We start from the raw sequence: 26,067 nt of genomic DNA on the forward strand, positions 1-26,067 counted from the left end.
GAGTCCCTTAGACGAGACAATTACCGCAGCACCTTACCTCAGTTCCGAATGCCCACACAACCTGCCGGTAACCTTGGCGAGGCACTCGCCATCGGCAGCGGTTGGCCAGAGGATTGTGATTGAGCGCATCACGCGGCCACGGTCGGCATCACGCGGCCTTCGTCAGAAATCGAGATTGCGGCGCGCCACCTGGGTGGCGAGCGCATCAGCGTCGCCTTCGACTCCCATCCCGTCACTTCATTGTCGCACTCCAGGACCTGCGCACGGGAAAGCAAACGCAGATTACTCGGTTGCCGAAGCTGGCAAAGCATTGCAGCGATCCGCAATTAAGGGCGGCACTCGAAACACAGGTGGTCCTCGTCACCACACAGGCGGCACGCATCGCTGCCGCGATCAACGTAACTGGCCCTGAGAACCTCTGGATAAGCGGCATATTGAACGATGCCGAGCGGGACATGCGTCAGCCCCAATTCGGCCGGTTGTTCGCCATCGCGTTGATCGGCGCGATCCGGAAAGCGAAGGCTGCCGAGATCGTGTCCTCCGAAACGGTGATCGGCTTGGCTCGTGGCCTTGGCAACAGCGCCTTGCTGAACCTGGCTGCCGCCGACCATGCAGAAGAGATCGCAACCGACCGCGTTTCGAAAGCGCGACCGACAGGCTTGGTGTTAAGCTCCGGATCGATGCAGCCGGCCTGCTAACTTCTTGATCTCGAGCAATATCGGGAACGTTTGCTGTCCGATCAGCTTACTCGTTCAACGGCAAGAGAATTGGAGCGGCACCATGCTGGCGATGAACTACCGCGGACCCTACCGGGTTCGTGCCGACGAGAAGCCGATGCCGGTAATCGAGCATCCCGAAGACGCGATCGTGAAAGTGACTCGTTCGTGCATCTGCGGATCGGATCTTCACCTCTACCACGGCATGGTTCCCGATACCCGCGTGGGCCAGACATTCGGGCACGAATTCTGCGGCATCGTCGAGCAGGTCGGGCCCGAGGTTCGCAACCTGAAGGTGGGCGATCACGTCCTCGTGCCGTTCAACATCGCGTGCGGCAAATGCCACTTCTGCCAGCAAGGGCTGTTCGGCAATTGTCACGAGTCCAATGCGCAGGCGACCGCGGTGGGCGGCATCTACGGTTACTCGCACACCGCCGGCGGCTATGACGGCGGCCAGGCGCAGTTCGTGCGCGTGCCCTACGCTGATGTCGGTCCGGTGGTGATCCCCGACTGGATGGACCCGGACGACGCCGTGCTGCTGACCGACGTGGTGCCGACCGGCTATCAGGCGGCCGAGATGGGCGGCATTCAACGCGGCGACACGGTGGTGGTGTTCGGCGCCGGACCGGTCGGCCTGATGGCGGCACGTTCCGCCTGGCTGTTCGGCGCCGGGCGGGTGATCGTGATCGATCACCTCGACTACCGGCTCGAGTTTGCGCGCACGTTTGCGCCGGCCGAAGTCTATAATTTTCGCGAGATCGACGACATGGCGGTCTTCATCAAGAAGCAGACCGACTCATTGGGTGCGGATGTCTGCATCGACGCGGTCGGCGGCGATGCTGCGGGTAACAAGCTGCAGCGGCTGCTCGGCGTTTATCTGAAATGGGAAGCCGGCAACGCGATCGCGCTTCACTGGGCGATCAACTCGGTCAAGAAGGGTGGAATCGTCTCGATCGTCGGGGTTTACGGCCCGACCGGCAACATCGTGCCGATGGGCAATGTCGTGAACAAAGGCATCACCGTGCGCGCCAATCAGGCGTCGGTGAAGCGGCTGCTTCCTCGGCTGATCGAGCATATTCGCGTGGGCCACATCAACCCCAAGGCGATGATCACGCACCGCGTACCCTTGGAAGACATTGCCGACGCATACCACATGTTCGCGGCAAAACTCGACGGCTGCATCAAGCCCGTGCTGCTGCCCCATGGCCTTTGAGGAACACGCGATGAGCAGAATCGATACCGCCACGATCCCCGGCTGGGGCGTCGATGCCGACCCCGAGAACGATCCGGCCTATCCGATGCGTCATACCGAGGAGATGGAGACGCGCGGGCTGGATTGGCAGCGACCTGCTATCCAGCACTCAGGGGTGGAGGTGCTGCAATCCATCGAGCACAACCGCCGTCCTTCGGTGACGGGCACGTCAGCGCCGCCCCAGGGCTTGTCGGGCATGGTTCGGCGCGCCGCGTTCAAGCGCAGCGAGTCCGACTGGTTCCACTGGCTGATGCTGATGAGCGCCGACCGGCTGAGCGTGGCCGAGGGGATAATCGACGATGCACGGCGGGGCCGCGTACCCAACATCCCAGCCGAGATGGGCGTGCGCGCGGAATGGCGCCACAACAAGAAGGGGTTTGCGATCAAGACCATCGCGATCCTGGGGCTTAGCGCAACGCTCGTCACGGCGTTGCGTCGGCCCAACAAAGCCGTGAACCGCGACACTGCGACAGCCGACGCGATCGCCCCGGTCGCCTCGACACACGTTTCGTAGTGGTGACCGCCAGGAAGGCAGAACCTTGCGTCACCGCGACGCTGATCGCGGTGATCAACACATCGTTTGCTGAATAACTCCGATTGCGCCTTGAACATCTTGCCACGGCTCATCGTGACCTGCGCGGCAAGAGCCTGAGCAACGTACGACCCGTCCATTCAGTAAACTTGCCTCATGTGAGTGACCAAGGCGGATAGCCGCACCAGAGCTGCACACCATGCACTTCCCGCAACCCACGCCCCAGCCCACTTCGATTCCCGAACCGCATGATGTTCCTTATGACGGCGTGCTCCGCTTGTGGGTCGATGCCCGCGACGTAGCGCGCGGCATCTATCGCGTTCGTGAAGTGATACCGGTTTCCGGAGCCGGACGGATCGTGCTTCTTTATCCCAAATGGCTGCCGGGCTTTCACGCGCCGCAAGCGCCGATCGAGTTGTTCGCCGGACTGACGGTGGCGGCCGACGGTCACGACCTCACGTGGGAGCGTCATCCCGTAACCGTGAACGCCTTCTACGTCGACGTGCCCGACGGCGCGGCAGCGATCGAGGCCGAGTTCCAGTTCCTTTCACCGACTGATCCGTCCCAAGGTCGCGTCATCGCCACGTCTGAAATGCTGGCGCTGCAATGGAATACGGTCGTGCTGTATCCGGCCGGTCATTACGCGCGTCAGATCACCGTCGAGGCGAGCCTGCGATTGCCGGAGGGCTGGCAGGCGGCCTGCGTTCTCGATCGAAGCGCGAGCGACGGCGCCACATTGCATTTCGCGCCGACACCGCTCGACGTGCTGGTCGACTCGCCGGTGTTGGCGGGCCGCCATTTTCGCCGGATCCCGCTCGACGATCGGGGCACGGTTCACCTCAATCTCGCCGGCGATCGACCGGACTTGATCGACCCCACCGAGCCGCAGATCGCCGCGCATCGCGCCGTGGTGACGCAGTGCGACCGCTTGTTTGGCGGACGTCACTTCGATCGCTACGAGATGCTGCTGGCGGTCAGTGACGAGATGACGGCCATCGGCGTCGAGCATCACCGCTCGTTCGATGCCGTCACCGGCCCCGATTACTTCACCGGATGGGACGAGGCGCTGGCGCGACGGGACACGGTGCCGCACGAGTTCGTGCACAGCTGGAACGGCAAGCATCGGCGTGGTGAGGACTCCTGGTCGCCGTGCTTCGAACTGCCGATCCGCAACAGTTTGATGTGGGTCTACGAAGGACAGACGCAATATTGGAGCAAGGTGCTCGCCGCGCGTTCGGGGCTGTGGACGCGCGAGCAGGCGCTCGGCTCGCTGGCGCTGACCGCCGCCACGTTCGCGGCGCGGCCGGGCAGTCGCTGGCGACCGATGATCGACACCACGCGCGACCCGATCATCGCCGCGCGTGCACCGCTGCCGTGGACGAGCTGGCAGCGCAGCGAGGATTATTACAGCGAAGGCGCGCTGATCTGGCTCGACGTCGACACCCGTCTGCGTGCGCTGACGGAGGACCGGCACTCGCTCGACGATTTCGCGCGCGCCTTCTTCGGGCGCAACGACGGTGAGTGGCGCGTGACCGACACATATGCTTTCGACGATGTGGCCGATGCGCTCAACGCGATCGCCGCTTACGACTGGCGCGGCTTCTTCACCAATCAGCTCGAAGGCACGTTCGACGGAACTGACGATGATGGCATAAGACGTGGCGGCTATCGCCTCGTCTTCCGAGACGAGCCCAACGCGTACGCGGTTAGCAAGGACGCCGTGTTCGGGACGACGACGCTCACCTTCTCCATCGGGGTGACGGTGAGCAGCGACGGCGCGCTCAGCGACGTGCTGTGGGACAGCCCGGCCTTTGCGGCGGGCCTCACGACCGGCACCAGGCTGCTGGCGGTCAATGGTGCGTCCTACACGGCTGAAATTCTTAGGCAGGCGGTGGCGGCCAGTGCATCGGGCGCGCCGATCGAGCTGATCGTCCAGACAGGCAAGCACGTCCGCGCGGTGTCGATCGCCTACACCGGCGGACACCGCCACCCGCATCTGGAACGCGTCGAAGGACGCCGAGCCCGGCTTGACGAGATCTACGCGCCCCTGTGATGCCGCGGAAGAGTGTAGCAATGATCCTCGATCAACGCTCGACGACTTCGCGGTGCATAGGCGCGAGCTTGGCGAGTAAATGGTTCTGCGCTGCAAAAGGCACGCGTTCCACACGCATCGCCGCCTGCAGATTCTCGACCAACGCGGCCATGTCTGCGCGCTGGATGCCCATGTCCTTATGCGCTGCACGCATGTCACGGCCGGTGTAGCTGCACCCGCCGCCCAGAATGTAGCAGAACTGCTCCTTGAGCACCCGCCTGAGCCTGACTAGGTCCTGGTTCTTGAAGATGTCGCTGATCCGCGGATCGTTCTGGTTGCGCGCGACCAGATCCTCGACGATCCGCGACACGCCTGCCTCTCCGTGAAACGCGCGCCACAGACGATCATTGGTGAATGGCGTTGCGCCGGCATTGGCGTCGGACTGCGTGTAGGGCGCGACCGGCTGCTCGGCCGCGGGCACGACAACGCTCGCTTGGACCAGCAGGATAACGGCGATCAGCATGTCAGAACGATCCTTGCAGGGACAGGAACGCGCCGCGTTGGCGGCGGACGGTGGCGATATCGCCCAGGTCGACATAGGCGGCGGTCAGCGACACATTGCGGGCGACCGCCCAGGCCGCGAACGCGTCCACCGCTTTCTGCTCGCGCGCGAAGCCGAGGTTGCTCGGCTTGCTGCGCCCCTCAACCCCGACGACGAGCCTTCGCGAGAGCATCATCCCGGCGGAACCCTCGACCTGCGGACGATAATGGTCATGCCGATCGCCACCGAACCCGAGCAGACCAAATTGGTTCGCCTTGGTCGCGCGCATCGTGGCGTTCAAAACCAGGCTGCGTGACAGCACCACCTTGGTGGCGGCGAGATAGAAGTCGGTGCCGCGGTCGTGGCGTCCGCCGATCGCACGGATGACCGCACCGCGGTTCGCCCGCTTGTGCTGCACGCCGATCGCAATCTGCGGCAGCCAGCTGTCCTGATCCCACACCGCATCGCCGACCATGCGCAGCTTGGCGCCGAACACGTCTTGCCCGAACGTGAAGCCGCGCCCCAGCCCCAGCGTCGCGCCCGCGGAACGTGTATCGAAACGCTGCCGCGTGTACGACAGTTCGAGCCGATCGTTGACGCCGATCGCCGCACCGAAGCTCGTCAGGTCGAAATCGGGCAGCGCCACCAACGTCGCATGCGCCTTGCCACCGATGCCGTCGCGCGTTTCGTTGCCGACGATCACCGCCCACGTAGCGAGGCCACCGCCCGCGGCACCTTCCACGCTGGTGACGCCGGTGGTGAGCAGCAGCTTGCCGCCCGCGCGGCGATCACCGGCGAAGGCAGGCTGTGCAACGGTCAACAAGGTCAGCACGGCGGTCACGAACGGTCGAATCATGCTGCGCATTTCGCGCAGAACCTTCCAAACTTGGGTTAACGATGCAGTTTACCGTGTCGCAACCTTCCTCCGGTAGGTCCGCCGTCATGCGTATTTCCTGTATCGTGGCACTCACATTGGCAGCATTGCCGATCGCCACCGCCGTGCACGCGGCACCCGTGGCGATCCAGGTGATCGGCGTCGACGGACGGCCGCTGCCGGGCGCGGTAGTGACGGTGACGATGCCGGGTACGGCTACACCGGGGCCGCGCGGCCCCTACGTGGTTGCACAGCGCAACATCCAGTTCGATCCGCACGTCCTGATCGTGCCTGTCGGTGCCACGGTGAGCTTCCCCAATTTCGACAAGGTGCGGCACCACGTCTATTCCTTCTCCAAGCCCAAGAAGTTCGAGCTGAAGCTGTTCGGCCTGGACGAGAGCCGAAACGTCGTTTTCGACAAGCCCGGCGCCGTCGCGCTGGGATGCAACATTCACGATCCCATGAACGGCGTCGTGTACGTCACTGCCAGCCCTTTCACGGCGCTGACCGACGCAGCCGGACGCGTGCGCCTGAACGTGGCGCCAGGCGCGGGGCGCATCTCCGTGTGGCACCCGGCGATCCGTGCAGCGGCCAACACACTGGAACAGCCCGCCTCCATCGCAGCGACGGGGCTCACCACGACGCTTCAGTTGCGCCGATGAGACTGGCGCTGCCACCGTTCCGGACGCTGCGAACGCGGTTGACGGTCCTGTACGCCGGGCTGTTCACGGTCGGGCTGGTGGTGCTGGCCGTGCTGGCACAAGTGATGATCGAACGCAGCGCGCGCAGCGCGGCGACCGACGAGCTTTCCACCAGCGCCTCGGTCTACGATCGGCTATGGCAGGAGCGCGAGCGGGCTTTGACGGGGGCCGCCGACGTCGTTGCGCGCGACTTCGGCTTTCGCAGCGCGGTTGCCAGCAACGATGTCGCGACAATCGTATCCGCACTCGACAGCCTACGCGCGCGCGCCGATGTGCCGCACGTCGTCCTCGTGACCGATGCAGGTCAGGTGATCGGCGATGCAGGCGAACTCGGCGGCGACGTTGCGGGGTTCGTCGGCACGATCGAGAGCGATCGCCGCGACGCGGTTGTCGCGACCGCACGCCACGTCAGCCGCATCGTCACAGCGCCGATCATGGCGCCGAACGAGATCGGCCGCATCGCCTTCGTCATTCCGCTGGGCGCAAGCGAGATGCGCGGCCTGGAAAAGCTGTTCGCGATGCCGCTCACCGCGCAGATGCTGACACGCACGCGCGGGGGCGCGTGGACCGACGGCCATCTGACGCTACCCGCCGACACCGGACGCGCGGTTACCAGCGTGATGGCGCGAGGCGGGCGCAGTTTCGCGATCCTCCGCCCGCTCGCTGCCCCCAACGGTCGCGCCCAGGCCGCGCTGCTGCTCAGCTATCCGATAACGCGTGCGATGCAGTCGTATCGTTCGATCCAATTGGGCCTCATCGCTGCCGGATTGGCATGGCTCCTCATGATCGTCCTCGGCACCGGCCGACTGGCACGCGGTATCGCGCAGCCGATCGTGGCACTCGATGCGGCGGCAAGGCGGCTCGAGAACGGCGAGCGCGCCGAAGTCGCCGTCGACAGCGACGACGAAGTTGGTCGGTTGGCGCGATCGTTCAATCGCATGTCGCTCGGCATCAAGGAACGTGAGCAGCGCATCACTCACCTGGCGTTTCACGACGGGCTGACCGAACTGCCCAACCGCGTGTTGTTTCAGCAATCGCTCGAACAGGCGGTCGCGCGTGCTGCGCGCATGAATGAACAGGTAGGCGTGCTGTGCCTTGACCTGGACGGGTTCAAGAGCATCAACGACACGCTGGGACACCCGGTCGGCGATGCCCTGCTGCGCCAGGTCGCCGAGCGCCTGCTCCTGGTGGCGGACGGAGCGATGGTGGCGCGGCTCGGTGGGGACGAGTTCGCGATCGTGGTGCAAGAGGCGGAGGACATCGGCCGCTCGCGCCGGCTGGGTCGGACGATCCTTGACCAGTTCTCAGAACCGCTGGAGGTTGCAGATCACACCATTGTGACGGGCAGCAGCATCGGCATCGCCATGTTCCCCGCCGACGGCGAGGACGCAGCGGCACTGCTGAAGAACGCCGATCTCGCGCTTTACCGTGCCAAACACGACGGCCGGGGTGAGCTCCGCTTCTTTGACCAATCGCTTGACGAGGCGGCACGGCGCCGGCGTCGGATCGAAACCGATCTGCGCGTCGCGATCAGGACTGGGCAGTTCAAGCTCAATTTCCAGCCGATCGTCGCGAGCGATGGCGAAGTGATCAAAGGGTTTGAGGCGCTGCTGCGCTGGCCCCATCCTGATCACGGGCTGATCCCGCCGGTGGAATTCATCCCGATCGCCGAAGAAACCGGCTTGATCACGCAAATCGGTGAATGGGTGTTGCACGAAGCATGTCGTGTCGCCGCCGGGTGGCCCGAGCACGTGCGCGTCGCCGTCAACGTGTCTCCGCTACAATTCCGTTCGCCGGGGTTCGGATCGATCGTGCTGCAAGCGCTGGCAATCAGCGGGCTGGCGCCCAACCGGCTCGAGATCGAGATCACCGAATCCGTGTTTCTCGACGGCGAAACCGGCGTGCTGCAGATCCTTCACATGTTGCGTGCATTGGGCGTGCGCGTCGCCTTGGATGATTTCGGCACCGGCTATTCATCGCTCAGCTATCTGCGATCTTTCCCGTTCGACAAAATCAAGATCGACCGATCGTTCATCACGAATATCGCCCACGATGCGAGCGCCGCCGCAATCGTGAAGGCAATAGTCGACCTCGCAACTGCGCTGCACATGGAAACCACCGCGGAGGGCGTCGAAAATGCCGGGCAGCATGCCGAGCTTCAAGCTCAGGGTTGCAGCACGTTGCAAGGGTTCTTGTTCAGCAAGCCGTTGGACGAGATGAGCACACGAAAGATAATCGATACGCCGAGGAGCGCCCGAGCCGCCTAACCTTTCCTCCGCTCCGCACGCTGGCCTCACGGCTGACCTGCGAGACGGGCGTAGGTTGTATCTTCCACCGGTTTTCCTCGCCGCTGGATGGTTGCTCGGATGCATGGCAAGGTCCTCGCGCTCCGGTGCGGACGATCAGGCACCCCCAGCAAACGCATCGCGGTGATCGCGCAGGAAAGCCGCGAAATCGCGCGGCGGCTGGCCGGTCAGGCGTTCGACCTCGCTTGTTGGATCGATGTCATGGTGGCCCGCCACCATGTCGCTGAACTGCGCGACCAGCCCGTTTGCCATCCACCGCGAATTGCCGGTCAGTCGCAAGACGGTGCGGAACACCGGCGTGGGCAGGTCCAGATAGCGCACGCCGCGACCGATCAGGCCGGACAAGCGCGCGGCAGCCTCCGTCATGTCGAAGGTTTCGGGCCCGGTCAGGAAATAGGTGGCGCGGCTATGCCCCTCCTGCGTCAGCACGGCTGCGGCAACCCGCGCGATGTCACGCGCGTCGATCCAGGAAAGCGATCCCTTGCCGGCGCCGAGCGGCAGATAGCCTTTCGCGACCGGTTTGGTGAACCACAGGAAGTTCTGCATGAACGCGGTCGGCATCAGGATCGTCCAATCGACCCCCGACGCGCGCAGGTGATGATCGATCAGCGCGTGCGCCCTCGCCCAGGGGATCCGTGAGCGAACGTTGCAGTCGGAGGCGGAGATCTTGACGATGCGGCCGACACCGGCGCGCTTGGCGGCATCAATCGCTGCCGTTTCCTGCACTAGTTGGGCGGGGGTGGGTGCGGTGACGAGGAATAATGTGTCGATGCCGGTCATCGCGGGTGTCAGCGTCTCGGGTCGGTCGAGATCGCCCAGGACGGCGTCGATGCCATTGCTGTGGAGGCGGTCGACCTGCTCCTGCTTGCGGGCCATTGCTCTGAACGGCGTGCCCATTTGCTGCAGCAGCCGGCAGACTTCACCGCCGATGCCGCCGGTGGCGCCTAGAACCAGGATCATGGCACATTTCCTTCAGGAATGCTGGAGGGTTGAGGCGTTGTGGCTGCGACACCGTCGAGCCGTTCCGAAATGACCGCCATCATCTCGCCCAATGTCGCGATCGCGGCTTGCAGGCGCTCGGCCCCGATCCGCTCGGCGATGGCTTGATCGAGCGGCGCGACAGCGTTCTCCGCACCCATGACCGCCGCGACACCGGCGGGGGTCAGCACGACGAGCTTGGCGCGCTGGTGGTGGGGATTGGTCTGGAAATCGACCATTCCGCGCTCGGCAAGCACGTCGACGATGCGCTGCACCGCCTGCCGGGTGAAACCCATGTTGCGGGCGATGGAGGCCGTGGGCAGCGGCACGGGCGAGTAGCGTAGCGCCGCGAGTACCTGCCACCAGGCGCTGGTCAGCCCAAGATGCGCGACGAGCTCGTTACCGGCACCGATCAGCCGGCCGTTCGCCGCGAAGATTGCGAGTGCTAGCTCGCGAACGGTTTCAATCTTGTCCCTCACACGACAACCTGCTTCCGATATGACATCATATTGTCAATTGAGAACGTGGCTTTTTGTTCCTGCTGCTCACATTGATCGACACGTCGGCAGGTGCAGGACATGCGAGGTTAGCGCATCCGTTCCATCCTTCGTCGGGCGTTCCCGCTGCCTTGATGGCCGGTCTAGCGGAGCGCCCACTTTACCGTTTGTTCGTCACTTTCTCGCATATGCGCGGCATGCCGACACCGCAGCTTGCGACCCTATCCGAAAGCCTCGGCGACGGTGCCGCGGAAGAGTTGCCGCCGATGCTGCAGCAAAGCCTGGCACGCCACCGCGACAATTTGTCGTCGATGGTTGCGGCACTTCGTGCGGCCGGCTTGGACGAAGCGAGTATCGAACGCCACCTGGCGGTGCTGATCGATAGCTACCGCGCCGAGCTTGCCGCAGCCTTTCTTCACCTGACGAGCCAGGCATGATGTCCGAGCCTTTCACCGACGAGCCGGCCCGACTGGCGGCGCTTCGCCGCCTGGATGTCCTCGACACCGCGCCTGAGGAGCAGTTCGACAAGATCGTGGCATTGGTCCGCACCGTGCTGGGCGTGCCGATCGCGACCGTGACGCTGGTCGATGCGCACCGGCAATGGTTCAAGGCGCATCACGGGATGCCGGTGACGGAGACGCCGCGGTCAACATCGTTCTGCACGCATACGGTCGCCGCGCGCGCGCCACTGGCGATCGCCGACGCATTGCTGGACCCGCGGGTCGCCGACAGCCCGCTGGTGACCGGCGATCCGTTCATCCGCGCCTATCTGGGTGTGCCGCTGATCACCGCCGACGGGCATGCGGTCGGCGCGTTGTGCGCGATCGACACAATGCCCCGCGCGTTCACCCCCGCCCAAGTCGAGGTGCTGGCAGGATTCGCGCGCCTGGTGGTCGACGAATTGGAGTTGCGTCAGATCGCGACCACCGACCAATTGACCGGAAGCCTGTCGCGCCGCGGCTTTCTGGCGACACTCGATCGCGAAATCGCGCGCAGCCGGCGCTACAACCGCCCGATCACCCTCGCCGTCCTCGACGTCGATCATTTCAAGCGCATCAACGATGCTCACGGTCACCCCGCGGGCGACGCGGTGCTGCGACAACTCGTTGCCTGCTGCGTCCGGACGCTGCGACCGGCTGATCTTGTTGGACGGCTCGGCGGCGAGGAATTCGCGATCCTGCTACCCGAAACCGACGAACGCGCCGCGCTGCTCACGATCGAGCGGGTGCGCTGCTCGGTCGCCGCCGCCGACTTCGAGATCGGCGCAGGTGCTCGCCTGCGCGTGACCGCGAGCTTTGGTGTGGCTACGCTTGGCCACGACGATGACGCGAACACGTGGCTGAAGCATGCGGACCTGGGCCTCTACGCGGCCAAGAAAGCCGGGCGCAATTGCGTCGAGATCATCAGCAGTCGATGCGACGATCAAGCGGCTTGAGCAACAGGCCGACGGTACCCGAAGGACAGCGGATCGCTGCAGCCCGGGGATCCTCGCCGCTGGTTCTATTTAGTTTTACCTCCGTCATCGGATCGCGTCGCGGCTGGCGAAGCCATGCTCATGATGAGCGCGAGGCTCGCGGCAAGATCCGAGGCCTTGAAGGGCTTGGTCAGCCGCGGCAGCTCGGGTGACAGATCCGCCACATTGGCATAGCCCGATACCACGAGCACCGGCAGCTTGGGCAAGGTGTCGCGCAGCGCAAAGGCCAGGTCCACCCCGCTCATCCCCGCCATGAGATGATCGGTGACGAGCAGATCGGGCGTCGTGCCATCAGCGACGAAGGCAATCGCTTCCTCGGCTGACTCCGCCTCGACCACTTCGTAGCCAAGCTCCATCAGCATGTCCGCCGTACTGGCGCGAACGATGGCCTCGTCATCGACGAGGAGCACCAGACCACGCAGGGTAGCGACACTTGCCGGAGGGGATGCCGCAGTTTCCGCTTCTGCGACCTGGACGCTCACCGGCAGCCACAGCTCGACGTTGGTGCCGATACCTTCCCGGCTGTTGATGGTCAGCGCCCCGCCGAGCTGCGCCGCGAGGCCGTGTGCCATCGACAGGCCCAGCCCCGTCCCCCTGCCGATCCCCTTTGTAGAGAAAAAGGGTTCGATCGCCCGCGCCAGTGTCGCCTCGTCCATGCCCGTTCCGCTGTCGGCGACCGATAGCCGGACATAATGCCCTCGCTTGAGTGCGCCACGGGCTTCGCGCACGCTGTCCCGTGTGGCGCTGATGCGAAGCGTGCCGCCGTGCGGCATCGCGTCCCGAGCGTTCACGCCCAGGTTCAGCAGCGCCATTTCGAGTTGATTGGCGTCCGCTTTCGCGAGCGGCAGATCATCTGCCACCTCCAGTACGACGCGAACCTGCGGACCCGTCGTACTGGCAAGCAGTTCCGCCATGCCTTCCACCAGCCGGCTGACATTGACCGCGGCAGGCTGCAGCGGTTGTCGCCGCGCGAAGGCGAGCAGGCGTTGCACCAATAATCTCGCCTTGTCGGCGGACTGGATCGCGCCGTCGATCAGCCGCTGCTCCCGCTCGCCGCCCACACCTTTACGCTGCAGCAGATCGAGCGCGCCGATGATGGGGGTGAGCAGATTGTTGAAGTCGTGGGCGACGCCGCCGGTCAGCTGCCCCATCGCCTCCATTTTCTGGCTCTGCCGCAATGCTTCCTGCGCTTGCAGCAGTTCGTGCGCGGCTTCGCGCTCCTGCGTGACGTCGCGACCGACCGCGTAGAACACGTCGCCTTCGGGCACGAGGGTCCAGGATATCCAACGCCAACTGCCATCGGCATGGGCGATCCGGTCCTCGAACCGCTCGACCTTATCGCCCTGCAGCAATCGCTCCATCACGGCCTGGACGGCGAGATGGTCATCAGGATGCACCTGTTCGCGGAACGACATTGCCAGCAGCGTCGCGGCATCACGCCCCAGCGTCGTTTCCCAAGCCGGGTTGATGGCCTTCAGAAAGCCGTCGAAACCCATGATCGCCAGGAGATCAGGACTCATCTCCCACACGCGGTTGCGCTCCGCGGTTTGGCGCGCGACCTCCTGTTCAAGCTGTTCGTTCAGTTGCTGCAGGCGGATTTCGACCGCCTTGCGCTCGGTGATATCGATGGCGGTGCCGATGACGCGAACGCAGTGGTCGTGCGCGTCGAACAGTCCGCGCCCCTTGGCCGCCACCCACCGCACGACGCCGTCCTCCTTACCGATGGTGCGATATTCGACGTCGTAGAGGGTGCGGCGATGCGGATCGCTGGCGGAATCGTACGCCGCGAGCGTCTTCTCGCGGTCGTCGGGATGCACGCCGTCGCGGTAATCATCCAAGGTCACCGGCACGTCGGGCGAGATACCGAACATCGCTTTAATGCGCGTCGGCCAGAACATGCGCCCGGTAGCCTGGTCGACATCCCATTGGCCGATCTCCGCCACCTCGAGCGCGAGCCGCAACTGCTCCTCGCTCAACGCCAGCCGCTCCTCGGCCTCGCGACGCTCGTGAATGTCGATCACCGAGCCGACATAGCCGAGATAGGTGCCGTCATCGCCGAACCGCGGGCTCGCAGCGTCAATCGCCCAGCGATACGCGCCGGACGCATGCCGCAGCCGGTATTCGACCCGGAACGAGCGTCGTTCCGCGTTGGCGACGACGAAGGCGTCCTGCGCGCGCTGCCGGTCGTCCGGATGTGTCGCGTCCAGCCAGCCGAAACCCTCCGCCTGCGCCGGCGTCTGGCCGGTGAACTCATACCATTGCCGATTGAGGTAGCTGCAATAGCCAGATGGGTCGGTGACCCACATCATGACCGGCGCATGATCGGCCATGTTACGGAAGCGGCTCTCGCTCTCGCGCAGCGCTGCGTCGCGCGCTTTTTCCGCGGTCAGGTCCCGCGCCTCGATGATCGTGCCGATCGGCTGGCCGTCGTCGCCCAAGATCGGCGAGGCGGTGAACGCGACCGGATAGAAATGCCCGTCCTTGTGGACGAACACCTCCTCCCCCTGCATGCGCTCGCGTTCGGGAAAGGCGCGGTCGATGGGACATTCCGCCAGCGGATAAGGGCTTCCGTCGGGGCGCTGATGATGGACCACGTCATGCAACGGGCGGTCCAGCGCTTCTTCCAGTCTATAGCCGGTCAAGGCCTCCGCCGCGGCGTTCATGAAGATGCATTGCTGGCGATCGTCCATCAGAAAGATCGCCATCGTCGAATTGTTGACAATGGCGTTCAATCGCCGCTTGGTCGATCTCATCGAATATGCCCTTCAGGTCCGCCTGAACCGCTGCGACCGGGGTGCCGTCGCGCGGTGGTATTTATACCAACGGCGCCTGCTCAAAAGCACTAAGTCTCGGCAGGGCGTGCGGTCGTGGCGATCAAAGGCGGCCCGTATCGGACCCGGAACAAAGCGTGACGCGTTGATGCGCGAAAGGGAGTTCACATGTCCGAGACTGCACAGGAATGCCGCGACCGCGCGGCCGCGTTGCGCGCCACGCACGGTACCAGCCCGTTGACGAATGTGCGTGACCGCTACGAAGCAGCCGCGTTGAAGTGGGAAGCGATGGCGGAAACGGCGGAACGCATCGTCAAGCAGCGGGCTGCCAGGTGTGGTTGATCGGTGATGGCGGCCGCTAGCAGCTGTTCGAGCGTGAACATGCTCCCGTAAAGCATTCTCGAGCAGGACCTTGTTGCATGATGCCCGATGTCGCGGTTGTTCTGGTCTTGAGCGGTGGAAACGCGCTCGGCGCCTTTCAGGCGGGCTTGTACGAGGCTTTGCACGCCCATGACCTGGAGCCGGAGTGGGTCGTTGGCACATCGGTGGGCGCCATCAATGCGGCGTTGATCGCCGGCTCGCCTGCCGAGCGACGCGTCGGAACGCTGCGGAGCTTCTGGCAATCGCATGTTGTCGGCCCACTTGACCTCACCCATCCGTGGCTCTCCCCCGAGATGGAGACCGCGCGCCGGAGCACCGCCGCCGCTTGGACCGCCGTGGCAGGCAGGTACGGCGTCTTCGGGCCGATATTGTCCGCGAAGCTGCCCGGCTTTCATGATGCGCCCTCGATTTACGAAACGGATCAACTGGCGGCCACGCTCGAGCGGCTGGTCGACTTCGACCGGCTGAACGATGGTGCCTGCCGGTTCACCGCCACTGCCGTCGATGTTACCAATGGTGAGGATGTCGTGTTTGATACCGCCACCCAGTCGGTCAGGCCCGAGCACATCCGCGCCAGCGCGGCGTTGCCGGTCCTGTTTCCACCAGTCGAGGTTGACGGCCGGTGGCTCGTCGATGGTGGGCTCTCAGCCAACCTTCCGCTCGATCCTGTTCTCGCCGATCCGCCATCGCGGCCCACCTTGTGCATCGCAGTGGACCTGCTGCCCTTGTCCGGTGAACGACCGCGAACCTTGGGGGAAGCGTCGGGGCGGATGCAGGATCTGATGTTTGCGGCGCAATCCCGCCGCAGCATCGCGCGCTGGCAAGCTGCTTATGAGGGACGCACTGACCGCCGCGTCACGCTGGTCAGGATACCTTACGCGGATCAGGGTGACGAAATCGCGGGCAAGGCGCTCGACTTCTCCGGCCCGACGATCGCCAAGCGCTGGAGCGCGGGCCACCGTGCCGGGGTGCGGCTCGTGGACGCCATCAACGCGGGTGCGATCGCGGTGGGTGCTGTGGGCCTGAACGCAACGGTTGTCACCTAAGCCTCGCAGGATCGCTGCGCCTACATCACGCCGAGACCGTAGAACGCGAGACCGCATGATGAGGAAGCCAGCAGGGTCGTGATGACGCCCGCCCGCGTCATGAAGATCATGTAGCCGGCACCCAGTGACAGAACGAACGCGGCCGGATCGATGCTGGTCAGCACCGGCGCATCGAAGCGGAACGGCCCAGCCGCCACCAACGTCGTCTCGCGGAACAGCGTGTGCAGTGCGAACCATATTGCGAGGTTGAGGACGACGCCCACGACCGCGGCGGTGATCGCGGATAATGCACCGGCGACCGCGGCATTGCCACGAAGCCGCTCGATGAACGGCGCGCCGAGAAAGATCCACAGGAAGCAGGGCACGAACGTCACCCAGGTCGCGAGCAGACCGCCCAGGGTGCCGGCGACCAGCGGAGACAGGGCACCGGGATCGCGGTAAGCGCCGAGAAAGCCGACGAATTGCAGCACCATGACGAGCGGTCCGGGCGTCGTCTCCGCCATGCCCAGTCCGTCGAGCATCTCCTTTGGCCCCAGCCAGCCGTAATTCTCGACCGCCTGCTGCGCGACATAAGCGAGGACGGCATAGGCGCCGCCGAACGTGACCATCGCCATCGTCGAGAAGAAGGTGGCGATGCGGCTGAACACGTTATCCGGACCAAGCGTGACCAGCAGCACCGCGACCGGCACGAGCCACAGCGCCAGACAGACCAGCGCCGTGCGGATCGTCTCAGCCCAGGTCGGTCGCGCATGGGCCGGCAACTCTTCGCCGAGCAGCGTGTCGGCATCGGCTACGGTCGCGCCCTTGGACGCGCCATGGCCGCCGCCCCGGAAAGCCTTGCTGCCCTGGCGGGTGGACCACCAGCCGATGGTGCCGGCACCCAGCACGATCAGCGGGAACGGCGCGCCGCCGAAGAAGATCAACACGAAGGCCAGTGCAGCCAGCACCCTCGCCGGCGTCGATGTGAGCGCCCGGCCGCCGATCCGCACCACCGCCTGGAGCACGACTGCCAGCACCGCGCATTTGAGGCCGAAGAACAGTGCCGAGACGATGCCGACACGACCGTAGAGAACATAGATCCAGCTCAGCGCCATGATCGCGACGGCACCGGGCATGATGAACAGGACACCGGCGACGATGCCGCCCTTCGTGCGGTGCATCAGCCAACCGATATAGGTGGCGAGCTGCTGTGCCTCCGGTCCGGGCAGCAACATGCAATAGTTGAGCGCGTGCAGGAACCGTTGCTCCCCGATCCAGCGTTTCTCATCAACGAGGATGCGATGCATGACCGCAATCTGTCCGGCTGGACCACCGAACGACAGCATGGCGATGCGCAGCCAGACCCAGAAGGCTTGGCCGAGCGTGACCGGTTCCGCGCGCACCGGAGCCGTGGCCTGGGCTGTCACCGCGCTCATGCCGACACCTTGCGGCGCGTGGGCTGATGCGAGGACCAATTGTGCTTCTCGCCCTGTGCGTCACGGCACCAGCGATAAAGCGCGTCGTACACCGCCATGCCGGCTTCGAGCTGGGCGTGGTCGTCGCTGTGGATGCGCGACAGGCCAAGCGAGATGGCGAGCAGTCCGGCCGCTTCGGGAACCAGATCGAGGCAATCGGTATCGGCGCCGCGAACGATCGCCGCCAAGCGCACCAGTGGTTCATGCGTCTCCAGCCCGAACGCCTGGATCATCACGTCGAAGGTGCATCGCTCGCCGCGATGGCTCCAGAACACGCCTTGGTCCGCGACGTCGAACGGTTCGGCCTGCTGCTGCGCAGCGACAGCCAGCACCTCGCCTGGGGCGACGAACAGGAAGCGCGCGTCGGGATCGACGAAGCGCCGGATCAGCCAGGGACAGGCGATGCGATCGACCTTGGGCCGCGCCCGCGTGACCCACCAGGTTCGCCCGTCGTCGTGGCGCGGCGGCAGATGGGCCAGGGATATGGTAGGCAGGCCACTTGCTGCCCATGCAACGAACCCGCCTTCGAGCACTTCGGCCGCTACGCCCTCACTGCGCAGAATGGCCGCGGCAGCAACGGCCGAGCCGCCGCCGTCATTGTCAACGACGATTGTGCCGGATCCGGCAGCATACCCCCAGCGGGTTGGGTCAGCATGTGCCGGGAACAGCGATCCTGGAATGGCTTCTGTTGGGCTCTCACGCAGATCGACGATAGGCGGTGCGCTGGCAGAAGCGACGAGGCGGGCGAGTTTGTCCGGTGTGATAGCGTTTAAAGCAGGCATGGCGCGTCCCTCGCGTGTTCGTGCTGGACGCGATCCTTTAGCTGACGCCTCGTGGGGAGATCGCGATCCCCATGGGCTCAATCAGCCATTTCACAGCGTTCTTGTCAACAGGTCGAGCCGCGAGGTGGCGACATCGAGATGCCCAACTCGGACAGTCCACCGTCGGCCACCAGTCATTCTGCGACAGTTCGCTTTCGCCCGTCCGCGGGAGTTGAACTTCTCGGTAGGTGTTACCTCGCCGGGGAACCGAGCGAAGGAGCGTGCCCAACGTTGGCCGACCAAATGATCCACCACCTGATGAAACGCTTCGAAGTTGGACACCGCAGCTTGGGCCCGAATGACACGATGCGCGCGTGCTCGCTTCGTCCCGCAGTGACGCGTCCAGGATGATTGACCGCATCGGCGCGGTCGGCGAGGTGGCGTGCCGATGAAGGCCGCCCCTGCCACCGCTCGCGTGATTGCTGTTCTGGCGGTGTTGCACATGCTTGCCTTCATCGACCGCAATCTCCTGGCAGGCGTGTTGCCGCTGGTGCGGGTCGAGACCCCGATGAACGATGCACAAGCCGGGTGGCTGATCGGCACCGCGTTCGCGCTACCCTATGCGGCAACCGCGCTGATCCTGGCTTTGGTGATGCGAGGCCGGCGGGCGTCGGTGTGGTTGCTGATCGGTGGCGTGGTGACGTGGACGGCTGGCGCGCTGGCCATGGCGGCAGCGGGATCGGTGTTGTCGTTCAGCATCGCCCGCGGGCTCTTAGGGGTGGGTCAGGGGATGTTCGTTCCACTGGCGGTGGCGTGGTTGGTGGATCATGCCGATGCGCGCCGCGCGCCGGCATTGGCCACCTTCGCGAGTGGTGCCACGGTCGGGCGCAGCATCGCGCTGCTGCTGGTCGGCGGCATTTTGTGGTTGCTCGCGCTGGTGATCGCGGACTCGCGAATGGCGCACTGGCGCTGGGTGCTCGCGCTCACCGCCATTCCGAACCTGCTGATCCTGCCGATGCTGGCGAGCGCGCCGAACAAGGCTCCTGCGGCCGGCGAACATAGCGCTGCGCCACCCTGGGGCACGCTGACCGCTTTCTTCGGCGTGGCGATCGCCCCGCTGGTCGAAGCGCAGGCCATCGGCGGCTGGTTGCCGACGTTGTTCGTGCGCCAGGCCGCGATGCTGCCGGCGCATGCCGCAACGCTGCTGGGAGTCGTGACGTTGCTGACCGGCTGGACCGGACAGGCGGTGGCGGGCTGGGCTCTTTCACGCCATTCGAGACTCGTTACGGCCTTGCCGCAATTGGTGCTCGCGGCGCTGGCGGCGACGCTGATCCCGCTCGCGGTGTTGACGCACGTGCACGCCTTGGGTGCGATGGTCGCGTGCGTCGTCGCCATCAACCTGATGCTCGGTGTCTCGGCCTTTGCCGGATTGTTCGGCGTGCAGGCGCTGATCCCGGCGGCGGCCCGCGCCAGCGTCAACGGTGTGTATTTCGCGACCGTCACCTTGGTGGCGGTCGGAACGGGCCCGCTGCTCGCGGGGCTGTTGGCGCAAGGGGGGTTGTCGATCGCCGCTGCCTTGCTGGGAACAGCGACGATTGCCACCATCGTCTGCGCGTTGACGGTGGTGATCAACCGCGCGGCGTTCAAACGCGCGCGCTGGTCAGCCGGACGTTTGGCGCCGCCACTCGCACGGCATTAACGCCGCGAAGCGTTCAAGATAGCGCTTGGGCGTGGTGCCCAGAAAGCGATTGGCGTCGCGCAGGAAGTGCGAGCTGTCGAAGTAACCGAAATCGAGCACGCTGTCGAAGCGCAAACCCGATCGCTGGAAGACCACGAATGCCGCGAGAAAGCGCGCACGGACCATCAGCAGCTTGGGCGGAAAACCGAAATGACGCAGCGTCAGCCGACGCAGCGTGTGCGGATTGACGCCCAGCTCGCCCGCGGCGGTCGCGACATCGGCGATGTCGAGCCGCTGTGTCATGGCCGTGAACTTGCGCACCAAGACGTCGTCCGGCGCGTCGCGCCGCAGCACGTCCAGGCATGACACGACGTTGTGCGCGAAGGAGGCGCAGGCTGCGGCGTCGGCGAGGTCGCCGGGATCACCGATGTCGAGCAGCGATCCGGGTACGATCCGGTCGGTCAACGTGTCCGCGCGCACCTTTGTTCGCCGCGACCAGGCCAGCGCATCCAGTTCGACCTCGATCGGTGCCGGTCCATGAACCCAGAGCGTTGCCGCGCGGCTGGTCGGCCCCAGCACACTCGCGCGCGCAACCTGCGCGTGGAAACGGCAGCGCGTCTCCGCCGAGAGGCTGGTGCCGATGGGAAGCACGATCAAGCGAGCCGGTCCGGGGAGCCGCGGGATCGCACGAGGGCTGCCGAGGAGAGCATCCGCGACGACGCCCCGATGCGGCGTTGCAGCGCGCCCATCTCGACTGATGGCTGTGTCCACCAAAACGGTCGCCATGTTCGTCCAACCCGCCTGCGGCAGCGTGGGGAAAGGCCCGGCGCTGCGTGCGCCGTCATTGGTACAGCCCTTACAACCGCAACATGCCCGCCCGGCTCATCGGTGAGACAATCTTGATCTGCCTCAATATAGCATGATGATCATCAATCATCCTGGTCGATGGTCGCGTCAAGAAAGCGCATCTGACGCACGGGCTTGGGCTCGCCCCCTTCCGCCTTCCAGCGTGCGCGGTAGCTTCCCGGTCGGATGCCATATCGCTCAAAGAACAGGCGGCTCGCATGCGCTTCGCTGCGAAAACCAAAGTGAATCGCCAGTTCGGCGAAGCTGCGCTGCTCGGCCGCATCCATCAACGACAGCCGCAGCGCGTGCAGCCGACGCGTGCGGATATAACCGTTGATGCCACCCAGCGGCTTGAACAAACGGTACAAGGTCGCGCGCGACATATCGGCCTGCGCGATGATCGTGTCGGCGCCGAGATCGGGATCGTTGATCAACGCCTCGATGCTGGCGCGGACCGCGATCAGTCGGTTGTTGTCGCGGGCAAGTGCCGCCATCTCGGCCGTGCTGCGCGGCGGCTGCAGCGCACCGCGCAGCAGCGCGAACAGCGCATCGACCGCGTGGCCGGTGCCGACCAGATCGAGGTGATCGAGCCTGGGCAGCAGCACACGAACATAGTCGATCAGCAGCGCCGTCGTACCGGGCTTCGTGAAGCTGTCATGCAGGTCGTGGTGGCCGGGTGCCAGCGTCCGGAACACCGATCGGGCGATCCGCAACGTGTACAAGGTGGCGTCGCGGAACCAGTTGCGTCCGGGCAGATGCGTATCCGCAACGAGCCCGCACCCGGATCGCACGGTCAGCACATCCACGCCATTGCCGCGCATCACCTCACCCGACAGCACCAGCGTGACCGTGTAATGATCGAACCCGTCGCTCGCCACGTGCGCCCGTGTGCGGTGATGGCCGACATCGTTCAGGTGGCGCTCGAAGATCGTTACTCGGTCGAGCGACCAGGCAGAAACGCGTGCGCGGAAATCGGGCCCGACCTGCTCCGCATCGGTGCCGCCAGCGTAGAGGTCCCGGTACGCCGTGAACCGCTCGGCTGGCGGCAGTCGCTCGCTATCGAACTGAAGCACGTGTCGTGAGGTCTGGTGATCGTAGATGCGGCTGGCTTCTTCGTGGAAGGTGATGAAGGTGGGACGATCGAGCCGCCATTTCGCTGCATGGGTGCCGGCGCGCCTGTTGCACTAACCAGCGAGTGGGCGTCGCGGCCCCGCGCCTGTCAGTGCCGAGGCAAACGGAGACGGGTTCGCCGCCGAGCCCGTTCACCACCCCGACCGCGCGGGGGCATCAGCGACCTGTTCCCTCCGCCGGTACATCGTTCATGGCTGACACGGCGCCACTGGGAACTAGCGCGAAGCGTTGACCGGCGGCAGGCACGGCGACGGCGGCGATGCCTTGCGACTGCAACAGGGCGGCGATGGCGAGCGCGCGGCGCTGCGGCAGGTTGGGTCGTGCTGGCTTGTCGCCTGCGGGCAGTCCGGGCACGCCCAGCGACGGCACGTTCCAGCGCTTGGCCGCCCAGGCCGAGGTCATGATCGCGTCGCGTGCGGCCGCGTCGAGTGTGTCGACATCGTCGGCGAACGCGATTCGCGGAAGCGGCGTCTGCGGCGGCACGATCGACACCGACCACCCGCTGTCCTCCGCCGCCACCCGGCTTTCCAGCAAGCGGTAGATGCCCAGCGTCGCTCCGGGTAGCGCCGCCGCCGACGCGATCACGCGGTGGTGTTCGCGATCGATCGTCACATCGTCCGCCGGCACCCCGGTGATGAGCGCCACCATGCGCGCGAGCGACGCGCTCCGCTCTGCCTCCAACTTCGCGTAATCGCCCGCCTGCCGCAGTTCCTCCCGCTGCGCTTCCAGCGCACTGGCGCCGGGTTCGAGCAGGATCTGGTCGAGATCGAGCTGGATGCGGCGCCCCAAACGTTCGGTCAGCGCCTTTTGCAGCACGGGCGTCTTCTGCATGGCACCGCGCGGGGCGATGACCACGGCACGCACGATCAGGGGATCCGCGGCGAAATCCAGGTCCAGCTGGGTCACGCGTGCCTCGTCGCCGAACTTCTCGGTCAGCAGCGTCCTGGTCTGCGACACCGCCACCGCCTCGCGCCCGATGCGGTTGAGCGATATGCCGAGCGGCACCGCCATGATCGCGAAGACGAGCAACAGCAGGACCGTCTGCGTCCAGCTCTGCCGGCGCGAGAGGTGGTGGCCGAAGCCGTAGAAGCGCGCCATCAGCGTGGCGGACAGCGCAATGGTGATGAAGTTGGTGACGAACAGTGCGAACGCGCCCGCGCCCACCGGCATGTTGCGCGTGGCGAGGCCGTAGCCGACCACCGCCAGCGGCGGCATCAACGCGGTGGCGATGGCGACGCCGACGATTGTCTCGCCGCGTCCGCGGATGATCGCGAAGCTGCCGGCCAGCGCGGCGAACAGCGCAACGGCCAGATCAAACAGGTTCGGTCGCGTTCGCGCGACGATCTCCGCGGTCGGCGCCTGTAGCGGCGAGACGAGCACGATCAGCGCGGTGAACGCGACCGCCACGACCGAACCAGTCGCCAACGCCTTCAACGATCGGCGTAGTTCGCGATAGTCGAACAGGGCTAGGCTGAAACCGAAGCCCAGGATCGGGTTCATCAGCGGCGAGATCAGCATCGCCCCGATGACGACGGCCGGTGAGGATAGCAACAAGCCGAGAACAGCGATCCCGGCCGACATCATGGTCATGAAGGCGAAGCGGAGCGACCAGCCGCTTTCCTCGACGATGCGCGCGACGACGCTTTGGTGATCGACCGGCGCGACGATCGTTCGGCGCCACCAACGATACAGCGCCAGTCGCGCGATGCGCCCGTTCGGATCGAACCGGATGCCCGCTGCCTCGCTCATGTCGCTCTCCCTTGGGTGATCGCGTGATCCTTCGTGAGCGAAACGCGGCGGATGAGCGACATTGCGATCGTCGGCGGGCAGATCGGCCGCGCATCGGCCGGGCTCGGCAATGAGCTACCGGAGGACCGCACCATTAGCGGTGCCGCCGTGACATGCATGCCGAGGCCCGCCTCGGACACCTGCTGATCTGACGTACCATCATGCGCGCCGCCGGCTTAGCCCCTCGTTCCGGCATCTCCAACCCCGCGCGGATCCCGTAACCTGCCATAGCCAACAAGCGCCGCGCTGATGCGCGTGCGGCTCACCTCGTCGACGCATACTCGACCGCAAACATGCTCGATCCAGGCCAGGAACCGCCGCCCACCACCTATGTTTGTGGATAGCCGAACCAACAAGTCGGCGCGTGCGGCTGGCATTCCGGCGTGTCGCTTCGGGGAGTTGATCCATGAAGGCTGCCGTCACCATCGCCATCGTTCCGCGGGCCGCGTTCAGCAAGAGCTCGTGCGACACGCTTGCCGATCGCATCGAGCAGACCGCCGCGCCGCGCGACCGAGCTACGATGCGCGACGCTCGCGCCATGAAGGCTCGTGACACGGGTGTGGCGCGCGCCGACAAAATCGAGGCGGCCGGCGCGAACGTGTCCGCGATGAGCCAGCAGCGTCGCTGCGCTTCTCGCCAACCCGGCGGCGGTTCGTTGACCCCCCTGCCGCGCCGGCATGCTCGGCCCGGCCGTACAGAAAGTGTTCGCCGATGAAAGCCGGCCTGATGCGTCTCGCCGATTATCTCGGCTCCAGTTACTGGTTCGTGCCGACGATCATGGCGATCGGTGCGGTGCTGCTCGCGGGCGGCATGGTGACGCTCGATGCCACGGTCGGGTCGGCATGGATGGGCGATGCCGGCTGGATCTACGCGTCGCATCCCGACGGTGCGCGACAGGTGTTGTCCTCGGTCGGGGGATCGATGATCACCGTCGCCGGTACCGTCTTCTCGGTTACGATCGCGGCGGTGGTCTATGCCTCGGGCCAGTACGGGCCGCGATTGCTGACCAACTTCATGCGCGATCGCGGCAATCAGGTGACGCTCGGCACCTTTATCGCGACCTTTCTTTACTGCCTCCTGGTGCTGCGCACGATCCGCTCGGCCGAGGAATCGGGCGGCTATGGTTTCGTACCCAACCTGGCGCTGTTGGTCGGGGTCGTGCTCGCACTCTGCTCGATCGCGGTGTTGATCTACTTCATCCATCACGTTCCCTCCAAGATCCACATCAACAGCGTGATCGAGGATGTCGGCGACCGGCTGCTGCGTGGGATCGAGAACCGCTTTCCCCGCTTCGTCGGCCGCGCGCCCGACGACCATGCCGCGACCGCGGCGAACCTGCCGGCCACGTTCCGCAACGACGCCGACGCGGCGACCGGCGCGGACCGCTTCGTCGTGGAAGCGGAGAACACCGGCTATATTCAGTTCCTCGACGACGAGGCGTTGCTGCGCGTCGCGCGCACGCACGATCTGGTGCTGCGCCTCCAATACCAGCCGGGCGATTTCGTGCACGTCGGTCGGGCGCTGGTCGAGGCATGGCCGCCCGCGCGGTGTGACGAGGCGTGCGCGGACGCGCTGCGCAACGCCGTGTCGATCGGCTCGCGGCGCACCGCGTTGCAGGACCTGCGTTTCCTGATCGACGAGCTGGTCGAGATCGCGGCGCGTGCCTTGTCGCCCGGCGTCAACGACCCCTTCACCGCCGTCACCTGCCTCGACTGGCTCGGCGCCGCGCTGTCGAACCTCGCCGGTCGCGCACTCCCCTCGCACCTGCGGGTGGATGACGAGGGCGCGCTGCGGGTGATCACGCACCCGGTGACGTTCGCCTCGCTGATGGACCGCTCGTTCGGTGCCCTCGCGCACTATTGCTCGACCGATATGGTGGCGGCGCTCCGCTACCTGAACGCACTGGGCGAAGTGTCGCTCGACTGCGACGAAGCCGATCGCGTCGCGACGATCCGCTCCTATGCCGACAAGCTGGAAGAATTGGCGAACGAGGGATTGAAGGGCTTCAATCTGACACGCGTGCAGCGCCGCGCCGATGAAGTGCGCACCGCGCTCGCGCAGCCGGACTATAAGCGTCGCCTGCGCGATGGTACCGCCTGGCTTGCCGGCACGGCCTGAAGGACCGTCGTGGACGCACCATCGGCGTGGCGACCGTCTGGCGGTCGAGGACATCGTCCAGAATCTGCTCGCCAGCATCCTGCTGCTGATCCGCCACCCGTTCCGCGCGGGTGACGAGCAGCGCGTGATCGTAGTCAACAGCGTCATCTATACCGGGACGGTCACTTTCAGAGCTCACGGCCTGCTGCGC

At 65.4% G+C, this 26,067-nt stretch carries 23 protein-coding genes and 1 pseudogene; 14 read left to right on the top strand and 10 right to left on the bottom strand.

Annotation, left to right across the window (positions count from 1 at the left end; all coding sequences use genetic code 11):
* Window positions 1-119 precede the first annotated feature (119 nt).
* From HRV97_RS14165 to HRV97_RS14180, 4 genes are all read left to right on the top strand, one after another.
* Window positions 120-698 carry a DUF892 family protein gene (locus HRV97_RS14165; RefSeq protein ID WP_174194924.1) on the top strand — a complete coding sequence of 193 codons (579 nt, stop codon included), beginning with the start codon at window positions 120-122 and terminating at the stop codon, window positions 696-698.
* 82 nt (window positions 699-780) lie between these two features.
* Window positions 781-1,929: a zinc-dependent alcohol dehydrogenase gene (locus HRV97_RS14170; RefSeq protein WP_174194925.1), complete on the top strand. Its 1,149-nt coding sequence runs from the start codon at window positions 781-783 to the stop codon at window positions 1,927-1,929.
* A 10-nt stretch (window positions 1,930-1,939) separates the two neighbouring features.
* Entirely contained in the window at window positions 1,940-2,482 is a 543-nt protein-coding gene (locus tag HRV97_RS14175) for a hypothetical protein (protein WP_174194926.1), read from the top strand.
* A 217-nt stretch (window positions 2,483-2,699) separates the two neighbouring features.
* The gene (locus tag HRV97_RS14180; protein WP_246248748.1) at window positions 2,700-4,553 is read left to right on the top strand and encodes a M61 family metallopeptidase; all 1,854 of its coding nucleotides are present in this window, start codon (window positions 2,700-2,702) and stop codon (window positions 4,551-4,553) included.
* 31 nt (window positions 4,554-4,584) lie between these two features.
* On the opposite strand, the gene HRV97_RS14185 is transcribed toward HRV97_RS14180, so the two are convergent.
* Entirely contained in the window at window positions 4,585-5,055 is a 471-nt protein-coding gene (locus tag HRV97_RS14185; RefSeq protein ID WP_174194928.1) for a group I truncated hemoglobin, read from the bottom strand.
* Window position 5,056: 1 nt separating this feature from the next.
* A complete protein-coding gene (locus HRV97_RS14190; protein WP_174194929.1) occupies window positions 5,057-5,938 on the bottom strand; it encodes a DUF3034 family protein in 882 nt (293 codons plus the stop codon).
* Window positions 5,939-6,015: 77 nt separating this feature from the next.
* On the opposite strand from HRV97_RS14190, the gene HRV97_RS14195 reads away from it, so the two are divergent.
* The 3 genes and pseudogenes from HRV97_RS14195 (at window position 6,016) to HRV97_RS14200 (ending at window position 8,915) form a co-directional block, all read left to right on the top strand.
* Entirely contained in the window at window positions 6,016-6,609 is a 594-nt protein-coding gene (locus HRV97_RS14195) for a cupredoxin domain-containing protein (RefSeq protein WP_174194930.1), read from the top strand.
* 104 nt (window positions 6,610-6,713) lie between these two features.
* Window positions 6,714-7,151 (top strand): annotated as a pseudogene (locus HRV97_RS17870) (cache domain-containing protein); the annotation flags it as partial.
* A gap of 15 nt (window positions 7,152-7,166) precedes the next feature.
* Window positions 7,167-8,915, top strand: a complete 1,749-nt coding sequence (locus HRV97_RS14200; protein ID WP_425505787.1) for a putative bifunctional diguanylate cyclase/phosphodiesterase — start codon at window positions 7,167-7,169, stop codon at window positions 8,913-8,915.
* 135 nt (window positions 8,916-9,050) lie between these two features.
* On the opposite strand, the gene HRV97_RS14205 is transcribed toward HRV97_RS14200, so the two are convergent.
* Together HRV97_RS14205 and HRV97_RS14210 are read right to left on the bottom strand one after the other, a co-directional pair.
* Window positions 9,051-9,914: an SDR family oxidoreductase gene (locus HRV97_RS14205; protein ID WP_174194932.1), complete on the bottom strand. Its 864-nt coding sequence runs from the start codon at window positions 9,912-9,914 to the stop codon at window positions 9,051-9,053.
* Window positions 9,911-10,411 carry a MarR family transcriptional regulator gene (locus tag HRV97_RS14210; protein WP_174194933.1) on the bottom strand — a complete coding sequence of 167 codons (501 nt, stop codon included), beginning with the start codon at window positions 10,409-10,411 and terminating at the stop codon, window positions 9,911-9,913. The genes HRV97_RS14205 and HRV97_RS14210 overlap by 4 nt, the downstream gene beginning before the upstream one ends.
* 53 nt (window positions 10,412-10,464) lie before the next feature.
* On the opposite strand from HRV97_RS14210, the gene HRV97_RS14215 reads away from it, so the two are divergent.
* Both HRV97_RS14215 and HRV97_RS14220 read left to right on the top strand, forming a co-directional pair.
* Window positions 10,465-10,866, top strand: a complete 402-nt coding sequence (locus HRV97_RS14215; RefSeq protein WP_174194934.1) for a hypothetical protein — start codon at window positions 10,465-10,467, stop codon at window positions 10,864-10,866.
* Window positions 10,863-11,864 carry a GGDEF domain-containing protein gene (locus HRV97_RS14220; protein WP_174194935.1) on the top strand — a complete coding sequence of 334 codons (1,002 nt, stop codon included), beginning with the start codon at window positions 10,863-10,865 and terminating at the stop codon, window positions 11,862-11,864. The genes HRV97_RS14215 and HRV97_RS14220 overlap by 4 nt, the downstream gene beginning before the upstream one ends.
* A 65-nt stretch (window positions 11,865-11,929) precedes the next feature.
* Here the strand turns inward: HRV97_RS14220 and HRV97_RS14225 are convergent, their stop codons facing one another.
* A complete protein-coding gene (locus HRV97_RS14225) occupies window positions 11,930-14,656 on the bottom strand; it encodes a PAS domain S-box protein (RefSeq protein WP_174194936.1) in 2,727 nt (908 codons plus the stop codon).
* Window positions 14,657-14,842: 186 nt separating this feature from the next.
* On the opposite strand from HRV97_RS14225, the gene HRV97_RS14230 reads away from it, so the two are divergent.
* Together HRV97_RS14230 and HRV97_RS14235 are read left to right on the top strand one after the other, a co-directional pair.
* Window positions 14,843-15,016 (top strand): hypothetical protein, encoded by a 174-nt coding sequence (locus tag HRV97_RS14230; RefSeq protein ID WP_174194800.1) that lies wholly within the window; start codon window positions 14,843-14,845, stop codon window positions 15,014-15,016.
* A 77-nt stretch (window positions 15,017-15,093) separates the two neighbouring features.
* Window positions 15,094-16,101 carry a patatin-like phospholipase family protein gene (locus tag HRV97_RS14235; RefSeq protein ID WP_174194937.1) on the top strand — a complete coding sequence of 336 codons (1,008 nt, stop codon included), beginning with the start codon at window positions 15,094-15,096 and terminating at the stop codon, window positions 16,099-16,101.
* A gap of 20 nt (window positions 16,102-16,121) precedes the next feature.
* Here HRV97_RS14235 and chrA read toward each other — a convergent pair whose 3' ends face one another.
* Together chrA and HRV97_RS14245 are read right to left on the bottom strand one after the other, a co-directional pair.
* Entirely contained in the window at window positions 16,122-17,516 is a 1,395-nt protein-coding gene (gene chrA / locus HRV97_RS14240) for a chromate efflux transporter (RefSeq protein WP_174194938.1), read from the bottom strand.
* A complete protein-coding gene (locus tag HRV97_RS14245; RefSeq protein WP_174194939.1) occupies window positions 17,513-18,337 on the bottom strand; it encodes a chromate resistance protein ChrB domain-containing protein in 825 nt (274 codons plus the stop codon). The genes chrA and HRV97_RS14245 overlap by 4 nt, the downstream gene beginning before the upstream one ends.
* 427 nt (window positions 18,338-18,764) lie before the next feature.
* Between HRV97_RS14245 and HRV97_RS14250 the strand changes: the two genes are divergently transcribed.
* Entirely contained in the window at window positions 18,765-20,015 is a 1,251-nt protein-coding gene (locus HRV97_RS14250) for an MFS transporter (RefSeq protein ID WP_174194940.1), read from the top strand.
* On the opposite strand, the gene HRV97_RS14255 is transcribed toward HRV97_RS14250, so the two are convergent.
* The 3 genes from HRV97_RS14255 to HRV97_RS14265 form a co-directional block, all read right to left on the bottom strand.
* Window positions 19,977-20,645 carry a helix-turn-helix domain-containing protein gene (locus HRV97_RS14255; protein ID WP_343044522.1) on the bottom strand — a complete coding sequence of 223 codons (669 nt, stop codon included), beginning with the start codon at window positions 20,643-20,645 and terminating at the stop codon, window positions 19,977-19,979. The two genes, HRV97_RS14250 and HRV97_RS14255, sit on opposite strands and share 39 nt — an antisense overlap.
* Before the next feature lie 278 nt (window positions 20,646-20,923).
* A complete protein-coding gene (locus tag HRV97_RS14260) occupies window positions 20,924-21,913 on the bottom strand; it encodes a helix-turn-helix domain-containing protein (RefSeq protein ID WP_174194942.1) in 990 nt (329 codons plus the stop codon).
* 214 nt (window positions 21,914-22,127) lie between these two features.
* A complete protein-coding gene (locus HRV97_RS14265) occupies window positions 22,128-23,720 on the bottom strand; it encodes a DUF389 domain-containing protein (RefSeq protein ID WP_174194943.1) in 1,593 nt (530 codons plus the stop codon).
* Window positions 23,721-24,165: 445 nt separating this feature from the next.
* Here HRV97_RS14265 and HRV97_RS14270 point away from each other — a divergent pair, with 445 nt between their 5' ends.
* Window positions 24,166-24,474 carry a hypothetical protein gene (locus tag HRV97_RS14270; protein ID WP_174194944.1) on the top strand — a complete coding sequence of 103 codons (309 nt, stop codon included), beginning with the start codon at window positions 24,166-24,168 and terminating at the stop codon, window positions 24,472-24,474.
* On the top strand, window positions 24,471-25,877 hold the full coding sequence (locus HRV97_RS14275; RefSeq protein ID WP_174194945.1) for a DUF2254 domain-containing protein: 1,407 nt from the start codon (window positions 24,471-24,473) through the stop codon (window positions 25,875-25,877). The genes HRV97_RS14270 and HRV97_RS14275 overlap by 4 nt, the downstream gene beginning before the upstream one ends.
* The last annotated feature ends 190 nt before the right edge of the window (window positions 25,878-26,067 follow it).

The sequence above is a fragment of the Sphingomonas hominis genome (assembly GCF_013328205.1).
Lineage (GTDB): Bacteria > Pseudomonadota > Alphaproteobacteria > Sphingomonadales > Sphingomonadaceae > Sphingomonas > Sphingomonas hominis.

Bases quoted from the DNA above. Each gene is read 5' to 3' on its own strand.
- HRV97_RS14170 (WP_174194925.1), top strand. From the start codon at position 781: ATGCTGGCGATGAACTACCGCGGACCCTACCGGGTTCGTGCCGACGAG.
- HRV97_RS14175 (WP_174194926.1), top strand. From the start codon at position 1,940: ATGAGCAGAATCGATACCGCCACGATCCCCGGCTGGGGCGTCGATGCC.
- HRV97_RS14180 (WP_246248748.1), top strand. From the start codon at position 2,700: ATGCACTTCCCGCAACCCACGCCCCAGCCCACTTCGATTCCCGAACCG.
- HRV97_RS14185 (WP_174194928.1), bottom strand. From the start codon at position 5,055: ATGCTGATCGCCGTTATCCTGCTGGTCCAAGCGAGCGTTGTCGTGCCC.
- HRV97_RS14190 (WP_174194929.1), bottom strand. From the start codon at position 5,938: ATGCGCAGCATGATTCGACCGTTCGTGACCGCCGTGCTGACCTTGTTG.
- HRV97_RS14195 (WP_174194930.1), top strand. From the start codon at position 6,016: ATGCGTATTTCCTGTATCGTGGCACTCACATTGGCAGCATTGCCGATC.
- HRV97_RS14200 (WP_425505787.1), top strand. From the start codon at position 7,167: ATGCCGCTCACCGCGCAGATGCTGACACGCACGCGCGGGGGCGCGTGG.
- HRV97_RS14205 (WP_174194932.1), bottom strand. From the start codon at position 9,914: ATGATCCTGGTTCTAGGCGCCACCGGCGGCATCGGCGGTGAAGTCTGC.
- HRV97_RS14220 (WP_174194935.1), top strand. From the start codon at position 10,863: ATGATGTCCGAGCCTTTCACCGACGAGCCGGCCCGACTGGCGGCGCTT.
- HRV97_RS14225 (WP_174194936.1), bottom strand. From the start codon at position 14,656: ATGAGATCGACCAAGCGGCGATTGAACGCCATTGTCAACAATTCGACG.
- HRV97_RS14230 (WP_174194800.1), top strand. From the start codon at position 14,843: ATGTCCGAGACTGCACAGGAATGCCGCGACCGCGCGGCCGCGTTGCGC.
- HRV97_RS14235 (WP_174194937.1), top strand. From the start codon at position 15,094: ATGATGCCCGATGTCGCGGTTGTTCTGGTCTTGAGCGGTGGAAACGCG.
- chrA (WP_174194938.1), bottom strand. From the start codon at position 17,516: ATGAGCGCGGTGACAGCCCAGGCCACGGCTCCGGTGCGCGCGGAACCG.
- HRV97_RS14245 (WP_174194939.1), bottom strand. From the start codon at position 18,337: ATGCCTGCTTTAAACGCTATCACACCGGACAAACTCGCCCGCCTCGTC.
- HRV97_RS14250 (WP_174194940.1), top strand. From the start codon at position 18,765: ATGAAGGCCGCCCCTGCCACCGCTCGCGTGATTGCTGTTCTGGCGGTG.
- HRV97_RS14265 (WP_174194943.1), bottom strand. From the start codon at position 23,720: ATGAGCGAGGCAGCGGGCATCCGGTTCGATCCGAACGGGCGCATCGCG.
- HRV97_RS14270 (WP_174194944.1), top strand. From the start codon at position 24,166: ATGAAGGCTGCCGTCACCATCGCCATCGTTCCGCGGGCCGCGTTCAGC.
- HRV97_RS14275 (WP_174194945.1), top strand. From the start codon at position 24,471: ATGAAAGCCGGCCTGATGCGTCTCGCCGATTATCTCGGCTCCAGTTAC.